This is a genomic window from Pseudomonas putida W15Oct28, assembly GCF_000708715.2.
GTDB lineage: Bacteria > Pseudomonadota > Gammaproteobacteria > Pseudomonadales > Pseudomonadaceae > Aquipseudomonas > Aquipseudomonas putida_R.
Genome location: NZ_JENB01000009.1, coordinates 106,338 through 131,054 on the forward strand (window position 1 = coordinate 106,338; position 24,717 = coordinate 131,054).

The following is a 24,717-nucleotide window of genomic DNA, read 5'->3' on the forward strand; positions in this document are numbered from 1 at the left end:
GCCGGCACTGACAAACGAGGAAGTCATGCCCGAACGCCCCCCGCTGGACCCCGTCACCGCCCGCTGGATCCCCTGGGTGGTGGCCATCGCTTTCTTCATGCAGTCCCTGGACGGCACCATCCTCAACACCGCGCTGCCGGCCATGGCCCGCTCGCTGGCCGAAGACCCGCTGCGCATGCAGGGTGTGATCATCGCCTACATGCTCACCGTGGCCTTGCTGATCCCCGCCTCGGGCTGGATCGCCGACCGCTTCGGCACCAAGCGCATCTTCTTCAGCGCCATCCTGCTGTTCAGCTTCGGTTCGCTGCTGTGCGCAGCAGCCAACAGCCTCGGTTTCCTGATCTTCGCCCGCGTCGTGCAGGGCCTGGGCGGTGCGCTGATGCTGCCGGTCGGGCGGCTGGTGGTACTGCGCGCCTACCCGCGCAGCGAACTGGTGCGGATCATGAGCTTCATCACCATCCCCGGCCTGCTCGGGCCATTGCTAGGCCCAACCGTCGGCGGCTGGCTGGTGGAAATCCTCAGCTGGCACTGGATCTTCCTGCTCAACCTGCCGGTCGGCCTGATCGGCTGCATTGCCGTATGGAAGTTCATCCCGGACCTGCGCGGCGCCGAGCGTACCTCGTTCGACGGCCCTGGTTTCCTGCTGTTCGGCGCGGCGATGGTGCTGATCACCATTGCCATGGAAGGCCTGGGCGAGTTGCACCTGCCGCACCTGCGGGTAATGTTGCTGCTGTTCGCCGGCATGGCCTGCCTGGCCGCCTACTGGCTGCGTGCCGGGCGCGACCCGGAGCCGCTGTTCTCGCCCAGCCTGTTCCGCGTGCGCACCTTCGCCATCGGCATCCTCGGCAACCTGTTCGCTCGCCTGGGTAGCGGCGCCCTGCCGTTCCTGGTGCCGTTGCTGCTGCAGGTGGCGCTGGGCTACTCACCCGCCCAGGCCGGCATGAGCATGATCCCGCTGGCGGCAGCGGCCATGCTGGCCAAGTCCGTCGCAAGGCCGCTGATCGAACGGTTCGGTTATCGCATCATTCTCACCGGTAACACCTTGCTGCTGGGTGCCCTGCTGGCAAGCCTCGGGCTGGTGGACGAGCAGACCCCCTACTGGCTGCTGTTGGTGCAACTTGGCCTTCTGGGGGCTGTGAACTCCATGCAGTTCACCGCGATGAACACGGTTACGCTCATCGACCTCGACGATGCCAGCGCCAGCAGCGGCAACAGCCTGCTGTCGGTGGTCGCGCAGTTGGCGCTGAGCCTGGGTGTGGCCTGTGCCGGCGCCTTGCTTGGAGGTTTTACCGCAGCCGGCAGCGCCGAGGGCGTTGAGAGCACCTTGGGCGCCTTCCAGCTGACGTTTGTCACCATCGGCATAATGGCCATGCTGGCGGCGGCAATCTTCCTGCAACTGGCGCCGACGGACGGAAGGCGTGCCCGTCGTCCGGAACAACACATGGAACCTTAGGGCGAATGGCCACGAGGCTGGTAGACTGTGCGGCATTTTTCGCTTTCGCAACGCAGGCCCGCCTCGTGACCACCGAATCCACCGCCTTTGCCAAACTGCCGTTGTCCGCCGCCATGCTGGCGAACCTGGACGCCCTCGGCTATGCCTCGATGACGCCGATCCAGGCCCAGAGCCTGCCGGTCATCCTCAAAGGCCTGGACCTGATTGCCCAAGCCAAGACCGGCAGCGGCAAGACCGCCGCCTTCGGCATCGGCCTGCTGAACCCGATCAACCCGCGCTACTTCGGCTGCCAGGCCCTGGTGCTGTGCCCTACCCGCGAGCTTGCCGACCAGGTGGCCAAGGAGCTGCGCCGCCTGGCCCGCGCCGAGGACAACATCAAGATCCTCACCCTGTGCGGTGGCGTTTCGCTGGGCCCGCAGATCGCTTCGCTGGAGCACGGCGCGCACATCATCGTCGGCACCCCGGGGCGCATCCAGCAGCACCTGGACAAAGGCACCCTGGTGCTCGACGGCCTGAACACGCTGGTGCTGGATGAAGCCGACCGCATGCTCGACATGGGCTTCTTCGACGCAATCGCCAGCATCATCGGCAAGACCCCGTCGCGCCGCCAGACCCTGCTGTTCTCCGCCACCTACCCGTCCGGCATCAAGCAACTGGCCGCCGACTTCATGCGTAACCCGCAACAGGTCAAGGTCGAGAGCCTGCACACCGACAGCCAGATCGAACAGAGCTTCATCGAGATCGACCCGCAGCACCGCCTGGAAGCCGTCACCCGCGTGCTAGGCCACTACCGCCCGCAGTCCTGCGTGGCGTTCTGCTTCACCAAGCAGCAGTGCGAGGACGTGGTTGCCCACCTGACTGCCAAGGGTATCGTTGCCCAGGCCCTGCACGGTGACCTGGAGCAGCGCGACCGCGACCAGGTACTGGCCATGTTCGCCAACCGCAGCAGCTCGGTGCTGGTGGCCACCGACGTGGCCGCGCGCGGCCTGGATATCGATGGCCTGGACATGGTCATCAACGTGGAACTGGCGCGTGATGCCGAAATCCACGTGCACCGCGTGGGCCGTACTGGCCGTGCCGGCGAGAAAGGTGTGGCGGGAAAGGAACAAGGGCGGCGAACCACTGCTGCCGGTGATGACCACGCTGTGCATTGCCGCTGGCCGCAAGGACAAACTGCGCCCTGGTGACATCCTGGGGGCACTGACCGGTGATGCCGGCATCCCGGGCAAGCAGGTGGGCAAAATCGCCATCTTCGACTTCCAGGCATTTGTTGCCGTGGAGCGCGCACTGGCCAAGCAGGCCATGCAGCGGCTGAACAGCGGCAAGATCAAGGGCCGCGCCCTGAAAGTCCGCATCATCTGATCTATTTGGGGCCGCTTTGCGGCCCTTTCGCGACACAAGGCCGCTCCCACAGGGTATTGCGCAAATTTCAGACTTTGTGCAATCCCTGTAGGAGCGGCCTTGTGTCGCGAAAGGGCTGCAAAGCAGCCCCGGCAATTCTGAAGAGGTAACATCGTGCACTCCACCGACGTGATCATCCTCGGCGCCGGCGCCGCCGGCCTGATGTGCGCCCAGCTCAGCGCCCGCCGTGGCCGCCGCGTTCTGCTGCTCGACCACGCCAACAAGCCGGGCAAGAAGATCCTCATGTCCGGCGGCGGGCGTTGCAACTTCACCAACATGTATACCGAGCCCGCCAACTTCCTCTCGCACAACGCGCACTTCTGCAAGTCGGCCCTGGCCCGCTACACCCAGTGGGACTTCATCGAGCTGGTGTGCAAGCACGGCGTGGCCTACCACGAGAAAAAGCTCGGCCAGCTGTTCTGCGACAACAAGGCCAGCGACATCCTCGACATGCTGCTGGCCGAATGCGACGAGGCCGGCGCCGAGATCCGCATGCACACCAGCATCGAACAGATCGAAAAGACAGAAAACGGCTACCTGTTGCAGACCAGCGGCGGCCAATTCGCCTGCCAGTCGCTGGTGATCGCTACCGGCGGCCTGTCGATCCCGACCCTGGGCGCGACCGGTTTCGGCTACCAGGTGGCGCGCCAGTTTGGCCATACCCTGCTGCCGACCCGCGCCGGGCTGGTGCCGTTCACCATCACAGAGCCCCAACTCAAGGCACTGTGCACCGAGTTGTCCGGCACCTCGCTGGACTGCACTGCCAGCTGCAACGGCACCAGCTTCCGCGAGAACCTGCTGTTCACCCACCGCGGCCTGAGCGGCCCGGCGATCTTGCAGATTTCCTCGTTCTGGGAAGCCGGTGACACGGTCGAAATCAACCTGCTGCCCGACCGCGATGCGCTCACCTGGCTGCAACAGATGCAGGCCGAACGTGCCAACGCCGAACTGAAGACCGTGCTGGGCGAGGTATTCACCCGCAAGCTGGCCAACCTGCTGGCCGAGCAATGGTTCGAGTCCAGGCCGATGAAGCAGTACACCCCGGCGGAGCTGGCGCAAATCGCCGAAAAACTGGCGAACTGGCAAGTGGTGCCGGCCGGCACCGAAGGCTACCGCACCGCCGAAGTGACCCTGGGCGGCGTGGACACCCGCGAAGTGTCGTCCAAGACCATGGAATCGCTGAAAAGCCCCGGGCTGTACTTCATCGGGGAAGTGCTGGATGTCACCGGCCACCTGGGCGGTTTCAACTTCCAGTGGGCCTGGGCATCGGCCAACGCCGCGGCGCAGTTCGTGTAGAGTAGAATCCATTCAGCAGCACGGAACGCTTCTTGCTGGCCCGTGCTGCAATGCATTCTTCGCTCACTGCCTAGCAGGCCATCATGTCATCGAGCTCGTTCCGTCAGTCACTGCGTCGCCTGTGGGGCCAAGACAAGTTCAGCTACAGCATCCGGGTCACCATCGCCCTCACCGGCAGCCTGGCCCTGTGCTGGTACCAGAACGAGATGGCCCTGCTGATTCCGCTGTTCCTTGGCATCATCGCCAGCGCCCTGGCCGAAACCGACGACAGCTGGCAGGGCCGCCTCAGCGCCCTGGCCGTTACCTTGGTGTGTTTCGCCATCGCTGCGCTGGCGGTCGAGTTACTGTTCCCCTACCCCTGGATCTTCGCCGTCGCCCTGGCTTTGGCGGCGTTCGGCCTGACCATGCTGGGCGCCTTGGGCGAACGCTATGGTGCGATTGCCTCGGCGACACTGATCACGGCGGTGTACACCATGATCGGTGTGGACCAGCGCGGTGGCCAAGTGACGGACTTCTGGCACGAGCCGCTGCTGCTGGTGGCCGGTGCAGCCTGGTACGGGCTGCTATCGGTGCTGTGGCAGGCGCTGTTCTCCAACCAGCCGGTGCAGCAGAGCCTGGCCAAGCTGTTCTTCGAACTGGGCAGCTACCTCAAGCTCAAGGCCAGCCTGTTCGAGCCCATCCGCACCCTCGACGTCGAGGCCCGGCGCCTGGAGCTGGCCCAGCAGAACGGCAAGGTAGTGGCGGCGCTCAACGCAGCCAAGGAAATCATCCTGCACCGGGTGGGCAACAGCCAGCCGAACTCAAAGGTTAGCCGCTACCTCAAGCTGTACTTCCTGGCCCAGGATATCCATGAGCGAGTCAGTGCCTCGCACTACCCCTACAACGGCCTGACCGAGGCGTTTTTCCACAGCGACGTGATGTTCCGCTGCCAGCGCCTGCTGCGTAAACAAGGCTCGTCCTGCCAGGAGCTGGCCCGCTCGATCCGCCTGCGCCAACCGTTCGTGCTGGCCAGCGGTTATCCAGAAGCCCTCGAAGACCTCAACGCTTCGCTTGAGCACCTGCGCATGCAGAGCAACCCGGCCTGGCGCAGCCTGTTGCGTTCGCTGCGGGCACTGGCCGCCAACCTGGCAACGCTGGACCGCCTGCTAAGTGCCGCCAGCAACCCGGACAGCCTGGCCGATGCCAGCGACAGCAGCCTGCTCGACCGCTCGCCACGCTCGCTGAAGGACGTGTGGAAGCGCCTGCGCACCCAGCTCACGCCAACCTCGCTGTTGTTCCGCCATGCCCTGCGCCTGCCGCTGGCGCTGTCGATCGGCTACGGCATGGTGCACCTGATTCACCCGACCCAGGGCTACTGGATCATCCTCACCACGCTGTTCGTGTGCCAGCCCAACTACGGTGCAACCCGGCGCAAGCTGGTGCAGCGAATCTTCGGCACCGCCGTCGGCCTGACAGTGGGCTGGGCGTTGTTCGACCTGTTCCCCAACCCGGTCATCCAGTCGCTGTTTGCCGTGGTCGCCGGGGTGGTGTTCTTCGTCAACCGCACCACCCGCTACACCCTGGCCACGGCCGCGATCACCCTGATGGTGCTGTTCTGCTTCAACCAGATCGGCGATGGCTACGGGCTGTTCCTGCCGCGCCTGTTCGATACCCTGGTGGGCAGCCTGATCGCCATCCTGGCGGTGTTCCTGTTCCTGCCGGACTGGCAAGGGCGGCGGTTGAACAAGGCGCTGGCCAATACCCTGGCCTGCGCCAGCGTGTACCTGCGCCAGATCATGCAGCAGTATGCCCATGGCAAACGCGATGACCTGGCCTACCGCCTGGCCCGGCGCAATGCCCATAACGCCGACGCGGCGCTGTCCACTACCCTGGCCAACATGCTGATGGAGCCTGGGCACTTCCGTAAGGAGGCCGACGTCGGCTTCCGCTTCCTGGTGCTGTCGCACACCTTGCTCAGCTACCTTTCCGGGTTGGGCGCACACCGCGACACGGCCTTGCCGGCAGAGGTGCAGGAGCAGTTGATCGAGGGCGCCGGGCAAAGCCTGGCCAGCAGCCTGGACGAGATTGCCAACGGCTTGGCCGCACGGCTACCGGTGGCGATTCACAGCGATGCCGAAGAGGCGCTGGCCAATGCCCTGGAACAGATGCCGGAAGAGCTGGATGAGCATCAGCGGCTGGTGCAGACACAGTTGGCGTTGATTTGCCGGCAGTTGGGGCCGTTGCGGACCTTGGCGGCACACCTGATCAAGGAGGGTGCGCCGGCCTGATTTTTGGGTTGCCTGGGCTGGCCTCTTCGCGGGCAAGCCCGCTCCCACAGGACCACCACAGGATTCAAGACTTGCACATTACCTGTGGGAGCGGGCTTGCCCGCGAAGAGGCCGGCACAGGTGATAAAGATCAGAAGCCATGCTGGCGCATCAGCCGGGCATAGCTGCCATCGGCCTTCATCGCCGCAATCGCCTGCTCGAAGCGCTCGACGATGCGCTTATGCTCCGGGTGCTTCAGGCTGACCAGGATATGCAGGGTGTTCTCCCCCAGCGGCGGCTCCACCAGCATCACCCCATCGCGCACCTCCTGCGGCTCACGCTGCAGGTTGTAGCGGGCCACATACTCGTCTTCCACCGCCAGGTTCACCCGCCCTGCCGCCAGCATGCGTACCGCCGACGAAAAGTTGCGCACCGGCACCTTGTGCAGGCGGGTATCGCCGTCAAACTCCGGTGAATAGGCGTAATCACGCACCACGGCGATGCTGTAGGGGTACAGGTCCGACTGGCCTTTGTAATGGAACGCTTCGCCCTTGCGTTGCAGCAGGCGAATGCGGTTAGTCAGGTAGGCGTTGGAAAACTGCCCGATGTTGGCGCGTGTGTCGTTGTACCAGGCATTGATCAGTACGTCGTAGCGCCCCTCACTTACCCCCAGCAACGCCCGCGCCCAGGGCGCCTCTTCATAGCCGCTGGTGTAGCCGGCACGGGCCAGCGCCGTGGTGACGATGCTGGTCGCCAGGCCGCCGCCCGGCATGTTGGCATCTGTGAACGGTGGCCAGCTGTCAGCCACCAGGCGTAGTTTGTCGTGACCCGGGGCGGCCGTTGCCACCAGCATTGCCAGTAATCCCAGAACACAAAGCAGTGGCCGCATGCTCAAGTCCTTTCGCAATGGGGGGCACACACTGCCGAAGAGATTACACAAAGCCGTTGCCGAGGGCAGCGGCCAATAGTGTCATTTAGCCTCTATTTTGGCCGAAGGGCATACACCATGCGATGATCGAAGGCCCACTCAAGGAGTTCGCGCCAATGTCCGTCGACTGGATCTGCAAGCACCACACCGACCTCGGCAAGGACCAGCTCTACGCCATTCTGCAATTGCGCACGCAAGTGCTGGTGGTCGAGCAGCGCTACGCCTATCAGGACGTCGATGGCCAGGATCTCACTGACGATACCCTGCACCTCATGGCCTGGCAGGATGACCAGCTGGTGGCCTACCTGCGCCTGCTCGATCCGCAGTCCCAGGGCGGGGATGTAGTGATCGGGCGGGTGGTGACCTCACCCGAAGCACGCGAGCTGGCGTTTGAAGAACACTTGCTGCTCAAGGGGCTTGAGGCGGCGGAGCATTGCTGGCCGGGGGTGCCGGTTTACCTGTCGGCGCAGGCGCACTTGCAGGGGTTTTATGCCCGCCATGGGTTTGCGGTGGTGGGCGAAGAGTCGCTGGAGGACGGCATTGCGCACATCGGGATGCGTAAAGGCTGACATTGCCGGGGGTGCTTTGCACCCCTATCGCGACACAAGGCCGCTCCTACAAGAGATCGCGTTTTGTAGGAGCGGCCTTGTGTCGCGATGGGCTGCACAGCAGCCCCAAATTCTTCAGGGGTAACCCAGCACTTCGCGGATCTGGCGCAGGTGGCGGATGATCCACTGCTTGTCGATCGCCCCCCAGTCATGAATGCGGTAATGCCCGGCGTGGTTGCGGGCACCTTCCTGCTGTTCGAACTCGCAGACGATGTCCAGGTCGGCCAGGGCGGCGATGGTGTCCTGGGCCGTGCGCCGCGGCATGCCGGTGGCCTCCATCAGGGCGGGCACGCTGGTCGCGGTCTGGCTGTCGATCAGCCAGGCCACGTACAGGCGACGGTAGAAGCTGCTCTTGGTCTTGCTCACTTCCATGCTGCGTAGTCCTTAACAGTTGCCCGGCAGCTCCCGATAGGTCAGGTAGACGCGCAGGTCGAATTCCAGTTGGTGGTAGTCCGGCTCAATGTGCTGGCAGAGCTGGTAAAACGCCTTGTTGTGATCGCGCTCGCGCAGGTGCGCCAGTTCGTGCACCACGATCATGCGCAAGAACTGCGGCGCAGCTTCCTTGAACAGCGAGGCAATGCGGATTTCCTTCTTCGCCTTGAGTTTACCGCCCTGTACCCGCGACACCGCCGTGTTCAGGCCCAGGGCCCGATGGGTCAGGTCGAGGCGGTTGTCGAACAGCACCTTGTCCAGGTTCGGCGCACTGCGCAGGTACTGCTGGCGCAGATCCTGGGCATAGCCGTACAGCGCCTTGTCGCTTTGCACGTCATGGCGGTCGGGGTAGCGGCGCTGCAGGTATTCGCCCAGGCGGTCGCTGTCGATCATCTGCCGCACCTGCTCTTGCAGGTGCGGGGGGTAGGCTTGCAAATAACGTAGTACGGTCATGGCGCTGCATTCGGCGTAACGAATGCCGATTCTAGCCAATCAAGGCCCGGGCCAGGAGAAAATCGCCGGGAAGCCGCTGGCATCCGCCGCAGTCATCGGGTACGCCACCAGGAACCCCTGCACGTATTCGCAACCATTGGCCTTCAACCAAGCCGCCTGGGCCGGGGTTTCCACACCCTCGGCGATCACCGTGATGCCGTAGTCGGCGCACAGGCCGATGACGCTGCGGACCAGTGCAGCATCCACCGCCGAATCGGGCAAGCGCGCCACCAGGTGGCGGTCGAGCTTCAAGGTGTCGATCGGCAAGTCACGCAGCATGCGCAACGAGCAGTCGCCTGCGCCAAAATCGTCCAGGGCCACCCTTACCCCCAGCTCGCGCAAGCGGTGTATCTGTTTGACGGCCGCATCAATGTTGTACATCAGCGAGGTTTCCGCGACTTCCACCTCCAGCTGCGCCGGGTCCAGCTGGTAAAGCTGGATCACCCGATGCAGCTCTTCGACCAGGCCGGGCATGACAAACTGCGCGCGGCTCAGGCTGATGCCGAGTACAAGGTCGGCGGGAAAGCGGTCGTACCAGGCCTGGCGCTGGGCGGCCCCCTGGCGGTAGATCCAGCTGGCCAGGCGGTTGATCAGACGGGCTTCTTCCAGCAACGGAATGAACAGCCCCGGCGGCACGTCGCCGACGCTGGGGTGCTGCCAGCGCAACAAGGCCTCGAAGCCACGCAGTCGGCCATCAATGAAGGACACCTGCGGCTGGTACACCAAGGTGAAGTCCTGCTGCTCGATGGCAGCGCGCACACTGTCTTCCAGCATCAGCCGCGAACGCGCCCGGCCGTTGAGCTCCTGGTCGTAGAAACGGTACTGCTGGCGCCCGGCCTGCTTGGCCGCATACATCGCCGCATCGGCTGCGCGCAGCAGGCCCTCTACATTCGCCCCGCAGTCCGGGTAGGTGGCGATGCCGATGCTGACCCCAAGGCATACATCAAGGCCTTCGATCTGGTGGCTGATCGAAATACGCTCAAGCAGTTGCTCGGCATAGCGCCCGGCCTGTTCGGGATACGGCAGGCTGTCGAAAAGCGCCGTGAATTCATCACCCCCCATACGTGCCAGCAAGGCCTCGCTGCCCAGGCAGTCCTTGAGTTGCTCGCCCACCCAGCGCAGCACACGGTCACCGGTGTCGTGGCCCAACGAGTCGTTGATGCGCTTGAAGCCATCCAGGTCCATGTACATCAGTGCCTGCGCCTTTTCCGAGCGCTCGTTGCGCAGCAGCGCACCTTCGGCAGCCTGGTAGAAACCACGGCGGTTGAGCAGGCCGGTGAGCGGGTCGGTCACGGCCTGGTATTCCAGCTGCTGGTGCAGGTTGCGCACCACAGACATGTCGAGCACGGTGACCACCATGGCCTGCTGGTCAGCCGGCAGCGGTGCGCAGGACAACGCCACCGGCACCAGTTCGCCACCGAGGGTACGCAGCTGGGCATCATGCACGCGGAAGATGCGCCGCCCCAGGTAGGCCTGGTAGAAATCCGACTCACCCCACAGGCTGGCACTGGCCAGTTGCACCAGGTCGAGCAGGTGCACGCCCTGCAGTTGCTGCACCGGGGCAGACAGCAAGCGTGAAATGGCCGGGTTGGCAAAACTGATGATGCCCTGGGCATCCACCACCAGGATGCCTTCGGCAGCATTCTCCAGGATCGACGCATTGAACGCCCTTGCCACTTCCAGCTCGCGCGTCAGGCGTTGCAGCATGCGCCGGTTGCGCTGCTGGTCGAGCAAGGCCTGGACCTTGGGCTTGAGAATTTGCGGGTCGAACGGTTTGAACATGTAGTCTACAGCGCCGCTGGCGTACCCTTTGAGCACGGCGGCTTCGGACTGTTCGTTGGCGGTGAGGAATATGATCGGTGTCAGCCGGGTGCGCTGGCTGCCACGCATCAGCCGGGCGACTTCGAAACCATCCATCTCCGGCATCTGTACATCCAGCAAGACCAGGTCGACATCATGTTCGAGCAACGCACTCAAGGCTTCCGTCCCCGAGCTTGCGGTCAACACTTGCCAATCCTGCCGGGCCAGCAACGCCCGCATGCTGATGAGGTTCTCCGGGTAGTCATCCACCACCAGAAGAACCGAGCTGCCATCCAGTGGCTGTAGTTGAACTTGAGCTTGAGCGCCATCCATGCTGCTTCTCGATTATGTGACCGACTTCAAAATACGGTTGGATCCATTAGTACTCTAGACCTGAGGTGGTAACACGCAATGCAATCAGAACGCTATCAGCGGTTCAACTGTACGGTAGCCGACTAACGGTCGGTCTGCCGGATTTATGCTCCGGCTTTTTGTCGCCCATAAAAAAACCCGCATCACTGCGGGTTTTTTACGGCTGCCAGTCGATCAGTTGACCTTGGCGGCCAGCTCACCTTTCAGGTAGCGCTGGTACATGCCTTCCAGGGAGATCGGCTTGATCTTCGAGGCATTACCAGCAGTGCCGAAGGCTTCGTAACGGGCGATGCACACGTCACGCATGGCTTTTACGGTTTCACCGAAGAACTTGCGTGGGTCGAACTCGCTCGGGTTCTGCGCCATCAGGCGACGCATTGCACCGGTGGAAGCCAGACGCAGGTCGGTGTCGATGTTGACCTTGCGCACGCCGTGCTTGATGCCTTCAACGATCTCTTCGACCGGTACGCCGTAGGTTTCCTTGATGTCGCCGCCGTACTGGTTGATGATCGCCAGCCACTCTTGCGGTACCGAGGAAGAACCGTGCATCACCAGGTGGGTGTTGGGGATGCGCTTGTGGATTTCCTTGATGCGGTCGATGGCCAGCACGTCACCGGTAGGTGGCTTGGTGAACTTGTAGGCACCGTGGCTGGTACCGATGGCGATCGCCAGGGCGTCGACCTGGGTCTTCTTGACGAAGTCGGCCGCTTCTTCCGGGTCGGTCAGCATCTGGCTGTGGTCCAGCACGCCTTCGGCGCCGATACCGTCTTCTTCACCGGCCATGCCGGTTTCCAGCGAACCCAGGCAGCCCAGCTCGCCTTCTACCGAAACGCCGCAAGCGTGCGCCATGGCAACGGTCTGCTGGGTAACGCGGACGTTGTACTCGTAGTCGGTCGGGGTCTTGCCGTCTTCACCCAGCGAGCCGTCCATCATCACCGAGCTGAAGCCCAGCTGGATGGAGCGCTGGCAGACGTCAGGGCTGGTGCCGTGGTCCTGGTGCATGCACACCGGGATGTGCGGGAATTCTTCGATGGCAGCCAGGATCAGGTGACGCAGGAACGGGGCACCGGCGTATTTGCGGGCGCCGGCCGAAGCCTGGACGATCACCGGGGAGTCGGTCTTGTCAGCCGCTTCCATGATGGCGCGCATCTGCTCAAGGTTGTTGACGTTGAAAGCTGGTACGCCGTAACCGAACTCGGCGGCGTGGTCCAGCATCTGGCGCATGCTAATGAGTGCCATTGTGTATCTCTCTCCCGACAAGCGTCGTTTGTTTCGTGCAAGCCTGCCGCAGGGGCGGTTGCTGTTCAAGTAGTGTGGGCCATTCACGCGGCCCGGCCAGTCACGGTGCCTTGCAGCCCCGCCCAATCAGATCGTTGGTTGCCACCCAGTACACCAGGCCTTCTTCGCCCTTGGTGTGGAAGGCCAGCATGCCATCGCTGTACAGCGCACCCGATGCACCCGGCTCGGACTTGAGCCGGTAGACCTGGTCACCGCCGCCAAGGCGTACGTCGACCTGGTCGCGTTGTGCATCGGCGAAGCGCCACAGCACTTCGGCCTGGGTGTCACAGACCCAACGGGTCCAGGTGTCTGCCGGGGCGGGTTGCGCCGGCTGCAGCAGTGAGCATCCTGCCAGTGTCGCCAGGGCCGTTACGGCCAAAAGCGCTTTCATTCAGTTTCCTCGATTTGGGGCTGCTTTGCAGCCCTTCGCGGGCATGCCCGCTCCCACAGAGACCGCACATTCTTGAACGTGACACTATACCTGTGGGAGCGGGCAAGCCCGCGAAGGGCCGCACAGCGGCCCCTTCTTCAAGACCACAAATCAACCTTCAGGTTGCCTACCACCCGATCAAGGGCAACCCGGCGCCTTGCGCTGGTGGTCTTCGTCGTACTTTTCCAGGCCTTCCGGGCCCACGCGCTTGCTGATGACCGGCACGGTTTCGGCCTGCCACTCGGACTGGTAGCAACCGCCCTTGGGCGGCTGCGCCGGGTCGTCATCCGAGGCAGGGCTGCCAGAGCAGGCGCTCAGCAGGCCAGCCAGCATCATCACAGGCAATTGCTTGACCATCAGGCCACTCCCTTTGCCAAGCGCCGACGTCATCAGGCCTTGGCCCGCTCTTCCAGGATTGCCACCGCTGGCAGGACCTTGCCCTCGACGAACTCGAGGAAGGCACCACCACCGGTAGAAATGTAGGAGATTTCCTTGCTGACGCCATATTTGTCGATGGCTGCCAGGGTGTCACCGCCACCGGCGATGGAGAACGCAGCGCTGTCGGCGATGGCCTTGGCCAGTACCTTGGTGCCGTTGCCGAACTGGTCGAACTCGAACACGCCGACCGGGCCGTTCCACAGGACGGTCTTCGACGACTTCAGCAGCTCGGCGAAGTTGGCCGCGGTTTGCGGGCCGATGTCCAGGATCATGTCGTCGGCAGCAACGTCGGCGATGGCCTTGACGGTGGCTTCGGCAGTTTCGGCGAACTCCTTGGCAACCACCACGTCGACTGGCAGCGGTACGTTGACCTTGGCGGCGATGGCCTTGGCGGTCTCGACCAGGTCAGGTTCGTACAGCGACTTGCCCACCGGGTGGCCGGCAGCAGCCAGGAAGGTGTTGGCGATGCCACCACCGACAATCAGCAGGTCACAGATGGCGCTCAGGCTGTTGAGCACATCCAGCTTGGTGGACACCTTGGAGCCGGCAACGATGGCCGCCATCGGCTTGGCCGGGGCTTTCAGCGCCTTGCCCAGGGCATCCAGCTCGGCCGCCAGCAGCGGGCCGGCAGCGGCAACCTTGGCGAACTTGGCCACGCCATGGGTCGAACCTTCGGCGCGGTGAGCGGTGCCGAAAGCGTCCATGACGAACACGTCGCACAGGGCAGCGTATTTCTGCGCCAGCTCGTCGGCGTTCTTTTTCTCGCCCTTGTTGAAGCGCACGTTCTCGAACAGCACCAGTTCGCCGGCCTGTACCGCGACACCGTCCAGGTAGTCGGCAACCAGCGGCACGTCACGGCCCAGGGCCTTGCTCAGGTAGTCGGCAACCGGCTTGAGGCTGTTCTCGGCAGAGAATTCGCCTTCGGTCGGCCGGCCCAGGTGCGAGCAGACCATTACCGCCGCGCCCTTCTCCAGGGCCAGCTTGATGGTCGGCAGCGCTGCCAGGATACGCGCGTCGCTGGTTACCACACCGTCCTTCACAGGCACGTTGAGGTCTTCGCGGATCAGTACGCGCTTACCTTGCAGGTCGAGGTCGGTCATCTTCAACACGGTCATGAATGCAGTCCTTCAGGGCTGTTTGTTGCGGGTTGGGTGGACGACGTGCAGAAAGTGTTCGGCAACGTCGAGCATACGGTTGGCAAAACCCCATTCGTTGTCGAACCAGGCCAGCAGGTTCACCAGGCGGGGGCCGGAAACACGGGTCTGGCTGGCATCGACAATCGCCGAATGCGGGTCATGGTTGAAATCACAGCTGGCGTGCGGCAGCTCGGTATAGGCCAGCAAGCCTTTCAGCGGGCCTTCCAGCGCGGCCTCGCGCAGCACCCGGTTGACCTCGGCCGCGCTGGTGTCGCGGGCGGTCTGCAGAGTGATGTCCAGGCACGAGACGTTGACGGTCGGTACACGTACCGCTTTGGCCTGGATTCGCCCGGCAAGTTCCGGGAGCAGGCGCTCGATGCCACGTGCCAGACCAGTGGACACCGGGATCACCGACTGGAAGGCCGAACGCGTGCGGCGCAGGTCTTCGTGGTGGTAGGCGTCGATCACCGGCTGGTCGTTCATCGCCGAGTGGATGGTGGTGATCTGCACGTATTCGATGCCGAACGCCTGGTCCAGCACACGCAGCAGCGGCACGCCACAGTTGGTGGTACACGAAGCATTGGACACCAGGCGTTCGCTGCCGGTCAGGCAGGCCTGGTTGATGCCGTAGACCACCGTGGCGTCAACGTCGGCCTCGCTGGCCATCGGCTGCGAGAACAGCACACGCGGCGCGCCGGCGTCGAGGAAGCGCTGGCCATCGGCACGGGTGTTATAGGCACCCGAGCACTCCAGTACCAGGTCGATACCCAGCGAGGCCCAGTCGATGCCTTCGGGGGTGGCACTGCGCATTACCTTCACGCAGTCGCCATTGATATGCAGACAGTCGCCATCGACCTTCACCTCGCCGGGGAAACGCCCATGGGTGGAGTCGAAGCGTGTCAGGTATTCCAGGCTGGCCTGGTCGGCCAGGTCGTTCAGCGCGACGATCTCGAAACCGGCCTTCGCCCCCCGCTCGAACAGCGCGCGCAGGACACAGCGGCCGATGCGGCCATAACCGTTGAGTGCAACTTTGTAGGGACGCAAGTGGGGCATTCGTTGGCTCGCTAACGCATGATGGCTTTTGGGGCCGCGTTGCGGCCATCGCGACACAAGGCCGCTCCCACAAGAACCGCGCCGTCATCTGAACAGCGCCGTACCTGTGGGAGCGGCCTTGCGTCGCGATGGAGGGCGAAGCCCTCCCCTTGCACGACCTGGAGGGCGTCACTGCCCTCCATTGTTACATCAGTCTTCCAGCAGCTCTTCGGCAGTGCCCAGGATGTTCTCCAGGGTGAAGCCGAACTCTTCGAACAGTGCCGGAGCTGGCGCCGACTCACCGTAGGTGGTCATGCCAATGATACGACCTTCCAGGCCGACGTACTTGTACCAGAAGTCGGCATGGGCGGCTTCGATGGCGATGCGCGCACCCACTTCCAGCGGCAGCACGGACTGCTTGTAGGCCGCGTCCTGAGCGTCGAACACGCTGGTGCTCGGCATCGACACGACGCGCACCTTGCGGCCTTGCTCGGTCAGTTTGTCGAAGGCCTGAACGGCCAGGCCCACTTCGGAACCGGTGGCGATCAGGATCAGCTCAGGCTCGCCAGCACAGTCCTTGAGCACGTAACCGCCACGGGCGATGTCGGCGATCTGCGCATCGCTGCGCACTTGGTGCTGCAGGTTCTGACGCGAGAAGATCAGCGCCGATGGGCCGTCCTTGCGCTCCAGGGCGTGCTTCCAGGACACGGCGGATTCCACGGCGTCGGCCGGGCGCCAGGTGTCCAGGTTCGGCGTGCAGCGCAGGCTGGCCAGCTGCTCGATCGGCTGGTGAGTCGGGCCGTCTTCGCCCAGGCCGATGGAGTCGTGGGTGTAGACGTGGATCACACGTTGCTTCATCAGGGCAGACATGCGCACGGCGTTGCGGGCGTATTCCATGAACATCAGGAAGGTCGCGCCGTAAGGCACCAGGCCACCGTGCAGGGCAACGCCGTTCATGATGGCGGTCATGCCGAACTCGCGCACGCCGTAGTACATGTAGTTGCCGTTGGCATCTTCATGGCTGACGCCCTTGCAACCTTTCCACAGGGTCAGGTTGGAGCCGGCCAGGTCGGCCGAGCCGCCCAGCAGTTCCGGCAGCAGCGGGCCAAAGGCGTTCAGGGTGTTCTGGCTGGCCTTGCGGCTGGCAATGGTTTCGCCCTTGGCCGCGACTTCAGCAATATAGGCAGCGGCTTTTTCTGCGAAGTCGGCTGGCAGCTCGCCGTTCAGGCGGCGCTTGAGCTCGCTGGCCAGTTCCGGGAAGGCAGCAGCGTAAGCGTCGAAACGCGTGTTCCATTCGGCTTCGGCCTTGGCACCGGCTTGCTTGGCGTCCCACTCGGCGTAGATGTCGGCAGGGACTTCGAACGGACCGTGGTTCCAGTTCAGTTCCTTGCGGGCCAGGGCGATTTCGTCGTTGCCCAGCGGAGCACCGTGGCAGTCTTCCTTGCCCTGCTTGTTCGGCGAACCGAAACCGATGATGGTCTTGCAGCAGATCAGGGTCGGGCGATCGCTCTTGCGGGCGGTCTCGATGGCGGTACGGATCTCGTCGGCGTCGTGGCCGTTGACGTTGCGGATCACCAGCCAGTTGTAGGACTCGAAACGCTTCGGCGTGTCGTCGGTGAACCAGCCTTCCACTTCACCGTCGATGGAGATGCCGTTGTCGTCATAGAAGGCAACCAGCTTGTTCAGGCCCAGGGTGCCGGCCAGCGAGGCGACTTCGTGGGAGATGCCTTCCATCATGCAGCCGTCGCCCAGGAACACATAGGTGTTGTGGTCGACAACGTTGTGGCCGTCACGGTTGAACTGGGCGCCCAGCACTTTTTCGGCCAGGGCAAAGCCCACGGCGTTGGCCAGGCCTTGGCCCAGCGGGCCGGTGGTGGTCTCTACACCCGCGGTGTAGCCGAACTCCGGGTGGCCCGGGGTGCGGCTGTGCAGCTGGCGGAACGATTTGAGGTCATCGATGGTGACGTCGTAGCCGGTCAGGTGCAGCAGCGAGTAGATCAGCATCGAGCCGTGGCCGTTGGACAGCACGAAGCGGTCACGGTCGGCGAAGTTAGGGTTGCTCGGGTTGTGCTTCAGATAGTCGCGCCAAAGCACTTCGGCGATATCCGCCATGCCCATGGGGGCACCTGGGTGGCCGCTGTTGGCCTTTTGCACGGCATCCATGCTGAGTGCACGAATGGCGTTGGCACGTTCACGACGGCTGGGCATCGCTGATCTCCTGGGGGCTTGAATAGGTAGTGTTACGAAAAAAGGCGGCCATTTTCGCCCACTGGGGGGTTTGGGGCAATGACGTATGGTCGCAGTCGGGGGATTTTCCTGTGATTGGCATTCAATTCGGGGCAAAACCGGGTTAAGCGTCCCGCCCATCACCCAATATCAAAACTTTTTGATATTGGCCTTGCTAGGGCATCGATGCCTGTCTAGACTGCCGCCCCATGAACCTCCGTGCGCAATCGATCCCCGAGCAACGCGAAGCATTGGCCGCCCTGTGCAAAGCCAGTGGCGACGCGCTGCGCCTGAACGTTTTGCGCGCACTGGCCAACGATTCGTTCGGCGTGCTGGAGCTGGCGCAGATCTTCGACATCGGCCAGTCGGGCATGAGCCACCACCTGAAGGTGCTGGCCCAGGCCGAGCTGGTGGCAACCCGCCGCGAAGGCAATGCCATCTTCTATCGCCGCGCCCTGCCCGACAGCCTGCGCCTGGGTGGTAGGCTGCATGCGGCGCTGCTCGAAGAAGTCGACGACCTGGTCCTGCCGCCCGATGTGCAGGCGCGGATCGCCCAGGTGCAACAGCGCCGCGCGGCCACCAGCCAGGACTTCTTCTTGCGCGTTGAAGAAAAGTTTCGCGCCCAGCAAGACTTGATAGCCGGCCTGCCGCAGTACCGCGAAAGCCTGCTGGCGCTGCTCGACAAACTGCATTTCGACCCGACCGCCAGCGCCCTGGAGGTGGGCCCCGGTGACGGCGGCTTCCTCCCCGACCTGGCCCGGCGCTTCGCCCAGGTGACCGCCCTGGACAACAGCCCGACCATGCTCGAACTGGCGCGCCAGGTGTGCCAGCGCGAGGGGCTCGACAACGTGAACCTGCAGTTGGCCGATGCACTGGGTGCAACGGATGTGGCCGCCGACTGCGTTGTGCTGAACATGGTACTGCACCATTTCAGCGACCCGGCCCTGGCCTTGTGCCAGTTGGCCAAACGGGTGAAGGCAGGCGGCAGCCTGCTGGTCACCGAATTGTGCAGCCATGACCAGGGGTGGGCGCGGGACGCCTGCGGCGACCTGTGGCTTGGCTTTGAACAGGACGACCTGGCCCGCTGGGCCAACGCCGCCGGGCTGGCCCATGGGGACAGCCTGTACGTGGGCTTGCGTAACGGTTTCCAGATCCAGGTCCGCCATTTCCAGCGGACGGCTGGCGACATACACCATCGGTAAATTTCAGGAACCTTCGAGATGAGCGAATACTCCCTTTTCACCTCCGAGTCCGTGTCCGAAGGGCATCCGGACAAGATCGCCGACCAGATTTCGGACGCTGTCCTTGATGCCATCATCGCTCAGGACAAATACGCCCGCGTAGCGTGCGAAACCCTGGTCAAGACCGGTGTCGCCATCATCGCCGGCGAAGTCAGCACCTCGGCCTGGGTCGACCTGGAAGACCTGGTGCGCAAGGTCATCATCGACATCGGCTACAACAGCTCCGACGTCGGCTTCGACGGCGCCACCTGCGCCGTGATGAACATCATCGGCAAGCAGTCGGTGGACATCGCCCAGGGCGTAGACCGCTCCAAGCCAGAAGACCAGGGCGCCGGTGACCAGGGCCTGATGTTTGGCTATGCCAGCAACGAAACCGAAGTGCTGATGCCAGCACCGATCTGCTTCTCGCACCGCCTGGTCGAGCGCCAGGCCGAAGCGCGCAAGTCCGGCCTGCTGCCGTGGCTGCGCCCGGATGCCAAGTCGCAGGTCACCTGCCGCTACGAAAACGGCAAGGTCGTCGGTATTGACGCCGTGGTGCTGTCGACCCAGCACAACCCGGAAGTGTCGCAGAAAGACCTGCAAGAAGCCGTGATGGAGCTGATCGTCAAGCACACCCTGCCTGCCGAGCTGCTGCACAAGGGCACCCAGTACCACATCAACCCGACCGGCAACTTCATCATCGGTGGCCCGGTGGGTGACTGTGGCCTGACCGGCCGCAAGATCATCGTCGACTCCTACGGCGGCATGGCCCGCCACGGTGGTGGTGCGTTCTCCGGCAAGGACCCGTCCAAGGTCGACCGTTCCGCCGCCTACGCCGGCCGCTACGTGGCCAAGAACATCGTTGCCGCCGGCCTGGCCGAGCGTTGCGAGATCCAGGTGTCGTACGCCATTGGCGTGGCCCAGCCGACCTCCATCTCGATCAACACCTTCGGTACCGGCAAGGTCTCCGACGACAAGATCATCCAGCTGGTGCGTGAGTGCTTCGACCTGCGCCCATACGCCATCACCACCATGCTCGACCTGCTGCACCCGATGTACCAGGAAACCGCTGCCTACGGCCACTTCGGCCGCGAGCCGCAGCAGAAGACTGTCGGCGACGACACCTTCACCACCTTCACCTGGGAGCGCACCGACCGCGCCCAGTCGCTGCGTGACGCTGCCGGCCTGTAAGTTTCCTACAGCGCCAGGCGAAAGCCCCTGCCGAGCAATCGGCAGGGGCTTTTTTGTGACATATCGGCTGACAATCGCGCGGCATCAAGCACCTGCGAACCTGCCTAGGCTGGGGGCTCCCGCCCGCCACGCAAGGATGCTGGCCATGCCGTACACACTGTTGTTCACCCTGTTGCTGTTGCTACACGCCCCGTGGGCCCGGGCTGAACAGTGCCCCGACTGGACGCCACCACAAATCGACGCCGAAGTCGCGCAACTGCTGGCCACACTTGCCCGCTGGGACGACCAGTACCATCGCCAGGGCATCACGCCGGTGGCCGACGAACTGTACGACCAGAGCCGCCAGCGTCTGGAGTACCTGCAGCAGTGTTTTAGCCTCGCGGCCAGCCCGTCGCCCTTGGCCAGCGCTGGCGGCCCGCTCACCCATCCGGTGCCGCATACCGGTGTCGAAAAGCTGGCCGATCGCCAAGCGGTGCAACGCTGGATGGCAGGCAAGACCGAAGTGTGGGTACAACCCAAGGTCGATGGTGTTGCGGTTTCCCTGATCTATCGAAAGGGCCACCTGGTACAACTGATAAGCCGCGGTGACGGGGTGCAGGGCCATGACTGGAGCCGACACATTCCCCTTCTCGGCACCATCACCCGCCAGTTGCCTCAGGCAATCGACCTTCAGTTGCAGGGTGAGCTTTATCTGCGCCTGGACCAACATGTGCAAGCCCAGGCAGGCAGCGCCAACGCCCGCGGCACCGTAGCCGGGCTGCTCGCCCGCAAGCAACTGAGCGTCGAGCAAGGGCACGCTGTCGGCCTGTTCGTGTGGGGCTGGCCGCAGGGCCCCGACCAACAGGCCGAACGCCTCGCACAGCTGGCACAACTGGGTTTCCCGGATAGCCAGCACTACAGCATCGCCATCGACACGCTGCAGGATGCTGCGCACTGGCGTGAGCACTGGTACCGCTCCCCCCTGCCCTTTGCCACCGACGGGGTGATCCTGCGCCAGGGCAGCCGGCCGCCCGCCCAGCGCTGGCAGGCCAAGGCGCCGTACTGGATCGCGGCCTGGAAATACCCCTTTGTGCAAGCCTTGGCCGAAGTACGCGACGTGCGCTTTCGGGTTGGCCGCACCGGCAGGGTCACGCCCATTGTGCATGTGCAGCCGGTAACCCTCGATGACCGGCGCATTACCCAGGTAAGCCTTGGCTCGCTGGCGCGCTGGCAAGCCTGGGATATTCGCCCCGGCGACCAGGTGGCCATCAGCCTTGCCGGGCTGACCATTCCACGCCTGGACCACGTTGTGCACCGCGCTGTCGAGCGCCAGCCACTGGCCGTGCCTGCACCCGACCAGCATCATGCCCACAGCTGCTGGCGGGCCAGCGAGGGCTGTGAGGAACAACTCATTGCCCGGCTCACCTGGCTTGGCGGCAAGCAGGGCCTGGCCTTGCCGCGCACCGGCCCTGGCACATGGCGTCGGCTGGTCGAAGCTGGCCTGGTAACGTCGATGACCGATTGGCTGCTGCTCGATGCCGAGCGCCTGCAGCAGGTACCCGGAATCAGCAGCCTCACGGCGGCACAGCTGCTGGGCAGCTTCGACGAGGCCCGCTCACGCTCCTTCGATCAGTGGCTGCGCGGTGTTGGCGCGCCCCTCAGCAAGCATCTGCAATTGACAGGCGACTGGGCAGAGCTGGCCTCACGCAGTGCCGAGCAATGGCAAAGCGTGCCCGGCATCGGTGCAAAACGCTCGCGCCAACTTGTGGATTTCTTCGCAGAAAATGAGGTGCAGGCCATTGCCGCACGGCTGGCGGAAGCCGGCATAGAAGGGTTCCTCGCCACGCCCTAGCCCATTGAGCAATGATTTTTTACCAATTTACTTGTAAGAAAAACCCGAGATTCAGCCGGAAAACCTCACCAAGGGTTTCTAAATAGGCAAAACCAAGGCAGGATTTCCACCAACTTTTGCTGCCCCGCCCCGTTCAGGAGGCTTTTTATGAAACGTATTTCGACTCTTTTCCTGCTCGCATCACTGGGTCTGGCTGCAGGCGCCGTGCAAGCTGCCCAGCCGGAGCCTGGCCTGACCGGTTGTGCAGCCAAGCGCAGCGCCATCGAGAACCAGCTGAAAATTGCCCGCGACCACGGCAACAGCGACCAGGAAGCAGGGCTGGAAGAAGCACTGCGCGGCGTGGACAACTGCACCGATGCCAGCCTGCGCAAAGAGCGTGAGCAGAAGGTGCTCGATGCACGTCACGAAGTGGCGCAGCGGGAAAAAGACCTGAAGAAAGCCGAGAAAAAAGGCGACGCCGAGAAAATCAACAAGCGCAAGGACAAGCTGGCCGAATCGCGTAAAGAATTGCAGGAAGCCGTGGACGATCTGGATCGCTGACAGCGATTCGCGTTGCCCTTACTGGCCTCATCGCCGGCAAGCCAGCTCCCACAGGTATCACACTGCCTTCAATTACTGCGCAGTACCTGTGGGAGCTGGCTTGCCGGCGATGCGGCCACAGCAGGCCATCAATGATTACGAAACTCGGTATGGCACGCCTTGCACGCCGCTTCGACCTTGTCCATCGGCGCCTTCAATTGCGCAGCGTCCAGCGGCTGGCTGCGGCTGACATCGACCAGTTCGCCCGTGACGCTTTCCAGCTGCCGGGCCAGGTCATGAAAACGCGCCTGGCGCTCCCATACCTCGGGGCGCGCGGCGCTGTCGCCCTCATCACGTACCTGTGGAAAGTGCTGCCAGGGCTGGTGCGACAGGCTGTCCAGCTTCAGCGCACCGTCGGCAAACTTCAGCCCGTCGAACGGCAACCGGCCACGCAGCATGCCGCCCAGGTCTTCGCTGGTCTTGAGCATGTCCTTGAAGATCACCTTGCGTTTGCCCAGTGGCGAGTTCGGGTCAACCCGGTCACAACCACTCAGGGCCAGGGCTGCCAGCAGAACAACGGTCAATCGCTTCAACATCACGCTCACTTCGGCCTACGCAAATGGGCGGCCAGTATCGCTGCCCAAGGGCCAAACACCAATAGCCACATAAAAAACAGGGGCGAATCTTCATGTTCGCCCATGACAGGAATGCACACATGAAATCTGCCCTGCGCCACCTGGCCTGGACACTCCCGGTACTGGCTTTGCTGGCCGGCTGCAACGGCGGCGAAAGCGCCAAGCCCGAGCCCCACGCCATTGCCACCTACGCCCCGGCCACGTGGAAAGACCTGCCCGCAGTCAGCGACGAAGACCTGCTGGCCGGCTTCTACGCCTGGCGCAGCGGCTGTGAGAAGCTCAAGCGCGACCCGGTGTGGGCCGCCACCTGCGAAGCGGCCGGCAGCGACACGGCGAGCGCCGCCCAGGTGCGTACTTTCCTTGAACAGAACCTGCAGGTTTATGGCCTGCGCTCTGCCGAGAACAACGCCAACGGCCTGATTACCGGCTACTACGAGCCGGTCTACCCCGGCAGCCTGAGCCAATCGGCAACCAACCATGTTGCGGTCTATGGCACCCCGGATGACATGATCGTGGTCGACCTGGCCAGCGTGTACCCCGAGCTGAAGGGCAAGCGCCTGCGCGGTCGGCTTGATGGCCGGGTACTCAAGCCGTACGACACTGCCGAAGTGATCAACCGTAACGGCGTCAAGGCACCGGTGCTGGCCTGGCTGACCGACCCGATGGACCTGCAGTTCCTGCAGATCCAGGGTTCGGGCCGGGTACAACTGGAGGACGGCCGTCAGCTGCGCCTGGGCTACGCCGACCAGAACGGCCACCCCTACCGGCCGATTGGCCGCTGGCTGGTGGAACAGGGCCAGCTGAAAAAAGAAGAAGTGAGCATGGGTGCCATTCATGCCTGGGCCCAGGCCAACCCACAGCGCGTACCGGAACTGCTGGCCAGCAACCCCAGCTATGTGTTCTTCAGCACCCGCCCGGACAGCAACGAAGGCCCGCGCGGTTCACTGAACGTGCCGCTGACAGCGGGCTACAGCGTGGCCATCGACCGCAAGGTGATTCCGCTGGGGAGCCTGCTGTGGCTTTCCACCACTCGTCCCGATGGCTCGCCGGTAGTGCGCCCGGTGGGTGCGCAGGACACCGGTGGGGCGATTGCGGGTGAGGTGCGTGCCGACCTGTTCTGGGGCACCGGGCCGGAAGCCGGCGAGCTGGCCGGGAACATGAAGCAGCAGGGGCAGATCTGGATGCTTTGGCCTAACGGCAAGCCACTGCCTGAGGTACCTAAGGTACCTTGATCGGCGGTGGATTCTTCGCGGGCTTGCCCGCTCCCACGGGTACACCACAGTACTCAAGGGCTGTGGTGTACCCGTGGGAGCGGGCAAGCCCGCGAAGAAGGCAACCCGGTTTCAGACAGAAACCGCGAAGAACGACACGATAATTGCCAACCCGGCAAACCACACCAGCGAGCGCAAGGCCGCCCAATCGGCCAGGTAGCAGATGATGTAAAGCAAGCGGCTGGTGATGTACATCACCCCCAGCACATCCTGCGTCACCTGCTCGGCATTGCCGACGATATCCGCCACCAGCACCGCAGCCGCAAATGCCGGGAAGGCCTCGTAGCCATTCTGCTGGGCAGCATGGGCACGCCGCGGCAGGCCCGCCAAGGTATCAAGGAAGGCGCGAGGGTCGTGATTGTCCTTGAGGCCGAACCGGCCGCTGCTCACCTTGGCGATCAAGGCACAAAGCGGGTTCAGCAGCAGCGCGATCAGGATGCACCACAGGGCAACGGTCATGCTCAGGACTCCTTGTTCAAAAA

At 63.6% G+C, this 24,717-nt stretch carries 21 protein-coding genes and 1 pseudogene; 10 read left to right on the forward strand and 12 right to left on the reverse strand.

The window, feature by feature from the left end; genetic code table 11:
* Window positions 1-25: 25 nt before the first annotated feature.
* The 4 genes and pseudogenes from mdtD (at window position 26) to yccS (ending at window position 6,417) form a co-directional block, all read left to right on the forward strand.
* On the forward strand, window positions 26-1,453 hold the full coding sequence (mdtD, locus tag AK81_RS08355) for a multidrug transporter subunit MdtD (protein ID WP_043198203.1): 1,428 nt from the start codon (window positions 26-28) through the stop codon (window positions 1,451-1,453).
* Window positions 1,454-1,566: 113 nt separating this feature from the next.
* Window positions 1,567-2,815 (forward strand): annotated as a pseudogene (dbpA, locus tag AK81_RS08360) (ATP-dependent RNA helicase DbpA).
* Window positions 2,816-2,968: 153 nt separating this feature from the next.
* Window positions 2,969-4,150, forward strand: a complete 1,182-nt coding sequence (locus AK81_RS08365) for an NAD(P)/FAD-dependent oxidoreductase (RefSeq protein WP_043198205.1) — start codon at window positions 2,969-2,971, stop codon at window positions 4,148-4,150.
* An 83-nt stretch (window positions 4,151-4,233) separates the two neighbouring features.
* A complete protein-coding gene (gene yccS, locus AK81_RS08370) occupies window positions 4,234-6,417 on the forward strand; it encodes a YccS family putative transporter (RefSeq protein WP_043198207.1) in 2,184 nt (727 codons plus the stop codon).
* A gap of 130 nt (window positions 6,418-6,547) precedes the next feature.
* Here the strand turns inward: yccS and AK81_RS08375 are convergent, their stop codons facing one another.
* Window positions 6,548-7,285 carry a substrate-binding periplasmic protein gene (locus AK81_RS08375; RefSeq protein WP_043198209.1) on the reverse strand — a complete coding sequence of 246 codons (738 nt, stop codon included), beginning with the start codon at window positions 7,283-7,285 and terminating at the stop codon, window positions 6,548-6,550.
* Window positions 7,286-7,440: 155 nt separating this feature from the next.
* On the opposite strand from AK81_RS08375, the gene AK81_RS08380 reads away from it, so the two are divergent.
* Window positions 7,441-7,893 carry a GNAT family N-acetyltransferase gene (locus tag AK81_RS08380; protein WP_043198211.1) on the forward strand — a complete coding sequence of 151 codons (453 nt, stop codon included), beginning with the start codon at window positions 7,441-7,443 and terminating at the stop codon, window positions 7,891-7,893.
* A 114-nt stretch (window positions 7,894-8,007) separates the two neighbouring features.
* Here AK81_RS08380 and AK81_RS08385 read toward each other — a convergent pair whose 3' ends face one another.
* The 9 genes from AK81_RS08385 to tkt all read right to left on the reverse strand — a co-directional run bounded on the left by AK81_RS08385 (window position 8,008) and on the right by tkt (window position 17,550).
* Window positions 8,008-8,304 (reverse strand): winged helix-turn-helix domain-containing protein, encoded by a 297-nt coding sequence (locus AK81_RS08385; RefSeq protein WP_003249396.1) that lies wholly within the window; start codon window positions 8,302-8,304, stop codon window positions 8,008-8,010.
* A gap of 12 nt (window positions 8,305-8,316) precedes the next feature.
* Window positions 8,317-8,817 (reverse strand): M48 metallopeptidase family protein, encoded by a 501-nt coding sequence (locus tag AK81_RS08390; protein WP_043198213.1) that lies wholly within the window; start codon window positions 8,815-8,817, stop codon window positions 8,317-8,319.
* Window positions 8,818-8,856: 39 nt separating this feature from the next.
* Entirely contained in the window at window positions 8,857-10,989 is a 2,133-nt protein-coding gene (locus AK81_RS08395; protein ID WP_043198215.1) for a putative bifunctional diguanylate cyclase/phosphodiesterase, read from the reverse strand.
* Between the two features lie 213 nt (window positions 10,990-11,202).
* Complete coding sequence (gene fba / locus AK81_RS08400; protein WP_016501943.1) at window positions 11,203-12,267, reverse strand: class II fructose-bisphosphate aldolase; 1,065 nt, start codon at window positions 12,265-12,267, stop codon at window positions 11,203-11,205.
* A gap of 100 nt (window positions 12,268-12,367) precedes the next feature.
* Entirely contained in the window at window positions 12,368-12,697 is a 330-nt protein-coding gene (locus AK81_RS08405; protein ID WP_043198218.1) for an MliC family protein, read from the reverse strand.
* Between the two features lie 177 nt (window positions 12,698-12,874).
* Complete coding sequence (locus tag AK81_RS08410; RefSeq protein WP_043198220.1) at window positions 12,875-13,126, reverse strand: hypothetical protein; 252 nt, start codon at window positions 13,124-13,126, stop codon at window positions 12,875-12,877.
* A complete protein-coding gene (locus AK81_RS08415; RefSeq protein WP_043198222.1) occupies window positions 13,126-14,289 on the reverse strand; it encodes a phosphoglycerate kinase in 1,164 nt (387 codons plus the stop codon). Before AK81_RS08415 ends, AK81_RS08410 begins: the two co-directional genes overlap by 1 nt.
* A 12-nt stretch (window positions 14,290-14,301) precedes the next feature.
* On the reverse strand, window positions 14,302-15,363 hold the full coding sequence (gene epd / locus AK81_RS08420) for an erythrose-4-phosphate dehydrogenase (protein WP_043198225.1): 1,062 nt from the start codon (window positions 15,361-15,363) through the stop codon (window positions 14,302-14,304).
* A gap of 189 nt (window positions 15,364-15,552) precedes the next feature.
* Entirely contained in the window at window positions 15,553-17,550 is a 1,998-nt protein-coding gene (gene tkt / locus AK81_RS08425) for a transketolase (RefSeq protein WP_043198226.1), read from the reverse strand.
* A 227-nt stretch (window positions 17,551-17,777) separates the two neighbouring features.
* Between tkt and AK81_RS08430 the strand changes: the two genes are divergently transcribed.
* The 4 genes from AK81_RS08430 (at window position 17,778) to AK81_RS08445 (ending at window position 22,350) form a co-directional block, all read left to right on the forward strand.
* Window positions 17,778-18,770, forward strand: a complete 993-nt coding sequence (locus tag AK81_RS08430; RefSeq protein ID WP_043198228.1) for an ArsR/SmtB family transcription factor — start codon at window positions 17,778-17,780, stop codon at window positions 18,768-18,770.
* 18 nt (window positions 18,771-18,788) lie between these two features.
* Complete coding sequence (gene metK / locus AK81_RS08435; RefSeq protein WP_043198231.1) at window positions 18,789-19,979, forward strand: methionine adenosyltransferase; 1,191 nt, start codon at window positions 18,789-18,791, stop codon at window positions 19,977-19,979.
* Between the two features lie 145 nt (window positions 19,980-20,124).
* Entirely contained in the window at window positions 20,125-21,810 is a 1,686-nt protein-coding gene (gene ligB / locus AK81_RS08440) for an NAD-dependent DNA ligase LigB (RefSeq protein WP_043198233.1), read from the forward strand.
* Between the two features lie 147 nt (window positions 21,811-21,957).
* Window positions 21,958-22,350 carry a DUF1090 domain-containing protein gene (locus AK81_RS08445; RefSeq protein ID WP_043198235.1) on the forward strand — a complete coding sequence of 131 codons (393 nt, stop codon included), beginning with the start codon at window positions 21,958-21,960 and terminating at the stop codon, window positions 22,348-22,350.
* A 128-nt stretch (window positions 22,351-22,478) separates the two neighbouring features.
* On the opposite strand, the gene AK81_RS08450 is transcribed toward AK81_RS08445, so the two are convergent.
* Window positions 22,479-22,925 carry a c-type cytochrome gene (locus tag AK81_RS08450; RefSeq protein ID WP_043198236.1) on the reverse strand — a complete coding sequence of 149 codons (447 nt, stop codon included), beginning with the start codon at window positions 22,923-22,925 and terminating at the stop codon, window positions 22,479-22,481.
* A 119-nt stretch (window positions 22,926-23,044) separates the two neighbouring features.
* Here AK81_RS08450 and mltA point away from each other — a divergent pair, with 119 nt between their 5' ends.
* Complete coding sequence (gene mltA, locus AK81_RS08455) at window positions 23,045-24,196, forward strand: murein transglycosylase A (protein ID WP_043198238.1); 1,152 nt, start codon at window positions 23,045-23,047, stop codon at window positions 24,194-24,196.
* Between the two features lie 111 nt (window positions 24,197-24,307).
* Here mltA and AK81_RS08460 read toward each other — a convergent pair whose 3' ends face one another.
* The gene (locus tag AK81_RS08460) at window positions 24,308-24,694 is read right to left on the reverse strand and encodes an MAPEG family protein (RefSeq protein WP_043198239.1); all 387 of its coding nucleotides are present in this window, start codon (window positions 24,692-24,694) and stop codon (window positions 24,308-24,310) included.
* Window positions 24,695-24,717 lie beyond the last annotated feature (23 nt).

What these genes read in the sequence shown, in the direction of transcription:
- AK81_RS08445 (WP_043198235.1), top strand. Translation starts at nt 21,958, where the DNA reads ATGAAACGTATTTCGACTCTTTTCCTGCTCGCATCACTGGGTCTGGCT.
- AK81_RS08375 (WP_043198209.1), bottom strand. Translation starts at nt 7,285, where the DNA reads ATGCGGCCACTGCTTTGTGTTCTGGGATTACTGGCAATGCTGGTGGCA.
- AK81_RS08390 (WP_043198213.1), bottom strand. Translation starts at nt 8,817, where the DNA reads ATGACCGTACTACGTTATTTGCAAGCCTACCCCCCGCACCTGCAAGAG.
- fba (WP_016501943.1), bottom strand. Translation starts at nt 12,267, where the DNA reads ATGGCACTCATTAGCATGCGCCAGATGCTGGACCACGCCGCCGAGTTC.
- AK81_RS08410 (WP_043198220.1), bottom strand. Translation starts at nt 13,126, where the DNA reads ATGACGTCGGCGCTTGGCAAAGGGAGTGGCCTGATGGTCAAGCAATTG.
- AK81_RS08430 (WP_043198228.1), top strand. Translation starts at nt 17,778, where the DNA reads ATGAACCTCCGTGCGCAATCGATCCCCGAGCAACGCGAAGCATTGGCC.
- AK81_RS08415 (WP_043198222.1), bottom strand. Translation starts at nt 14,289, where the DNA reads ATGACCGTGTTGAAGATGACCGACCTCGACCTGCAAGGTAAGCGCGTA.
- ligB (WP_043198233.1), top strand. Translation starts at nt 20,125, where the DNA reads ATGCCGTACACACTGTTGTTCACCCTGTTGCTGTTGCTACACGCCCCG.
- AK81_RS08380 (WP_043198211.1), top strand. Translation starts at nt 7,441, where the DNA reads ATGTCCGTCGACTGGATCTGCAAGCACCACACCGACCTCGGCAAGGAC.
- mltA (WP_043198238.1), top strand. Translation starts at nt 23,045, where the DNA reads ATGAAATCTGCCCTGCGCCACCTGGCCTGGACACTCCCGGTACTGGCT.
- AK81_RS08405 (WP_043198218.1), bottom strand. Translation starts at nt 12,697, where the DNA reads ATGAAAGCGCTTTTGGCCGTAACGGCCCTGGCGACACTGGCAGGATGC.
- AK81_RS08450 (WP_043198236.1), bottom strand. Translation starts at nt 22,925, where the DNA reads ATGTTGAAGCGATTGACCGTTGTTCTGCTGGCAGCCCTGGCCCTGAGT.
- epd (WP_043198225.1), bottom strand. Translation starts at nt 15,363, where the DNA reads ATGCCCCACTTGCGTCCCTACAAAGTTGCACTCAACGGTTATGGCCGC.
- AK81_RS08395 (WP_043198215.1), bottom strand. Translation starts at nt 10,989, where the DNA reads ATGGATGGCGCTCAAGCTCAAGTTCAACTACAGCCACTGGATGGCAGC.
- metK (WP_043198231.1), top strand. Translation starts at nt 18,789, where the DNA reads ATGAGCGAATACTCCCTTTTCACCTCCGAGTCCGTGTCCGAAGGGCAT.
- mdtD (WP_043198203.1), top strand. Translation starts at nt 26, where the DNA reads ATGCCCGAACGCCCCCCGCTGGACCCCGTCACCGCCCGCTGGATCCCC.
- AK81_RS08385 (WP_003249396.1), bottom strand. Translation starts at nt 8,304, where the DNA reads ATGGAAGTGAGCAAGACCAAGAGCAGCTTCTACCGTCGCCTGTACGTG.
- tkt (WP_043198226.1), bottom strand. Translation starts at nt 17,550, where the DNA reads ATGCCCAGCCGTCGTGAACGTGCCAACGCCATTCGTGCACTCAGCATG.
- AK81_RS08460 (WP_043198239.1), bottom strand. Translation starts at nt 24,694, where the DNA reads ATGACCGTTGCCCTGTGGTGCATCCTGATCGCGCTGCTGCTGAACCCG.
- yccS (WP_043198207.1), top strand. Translation starts at nt 4,234, where the DNA reads ATGTCATCGAGCTCGTTCCGTCAGTCACTGCGTCGCCTGTGGGGCCAA.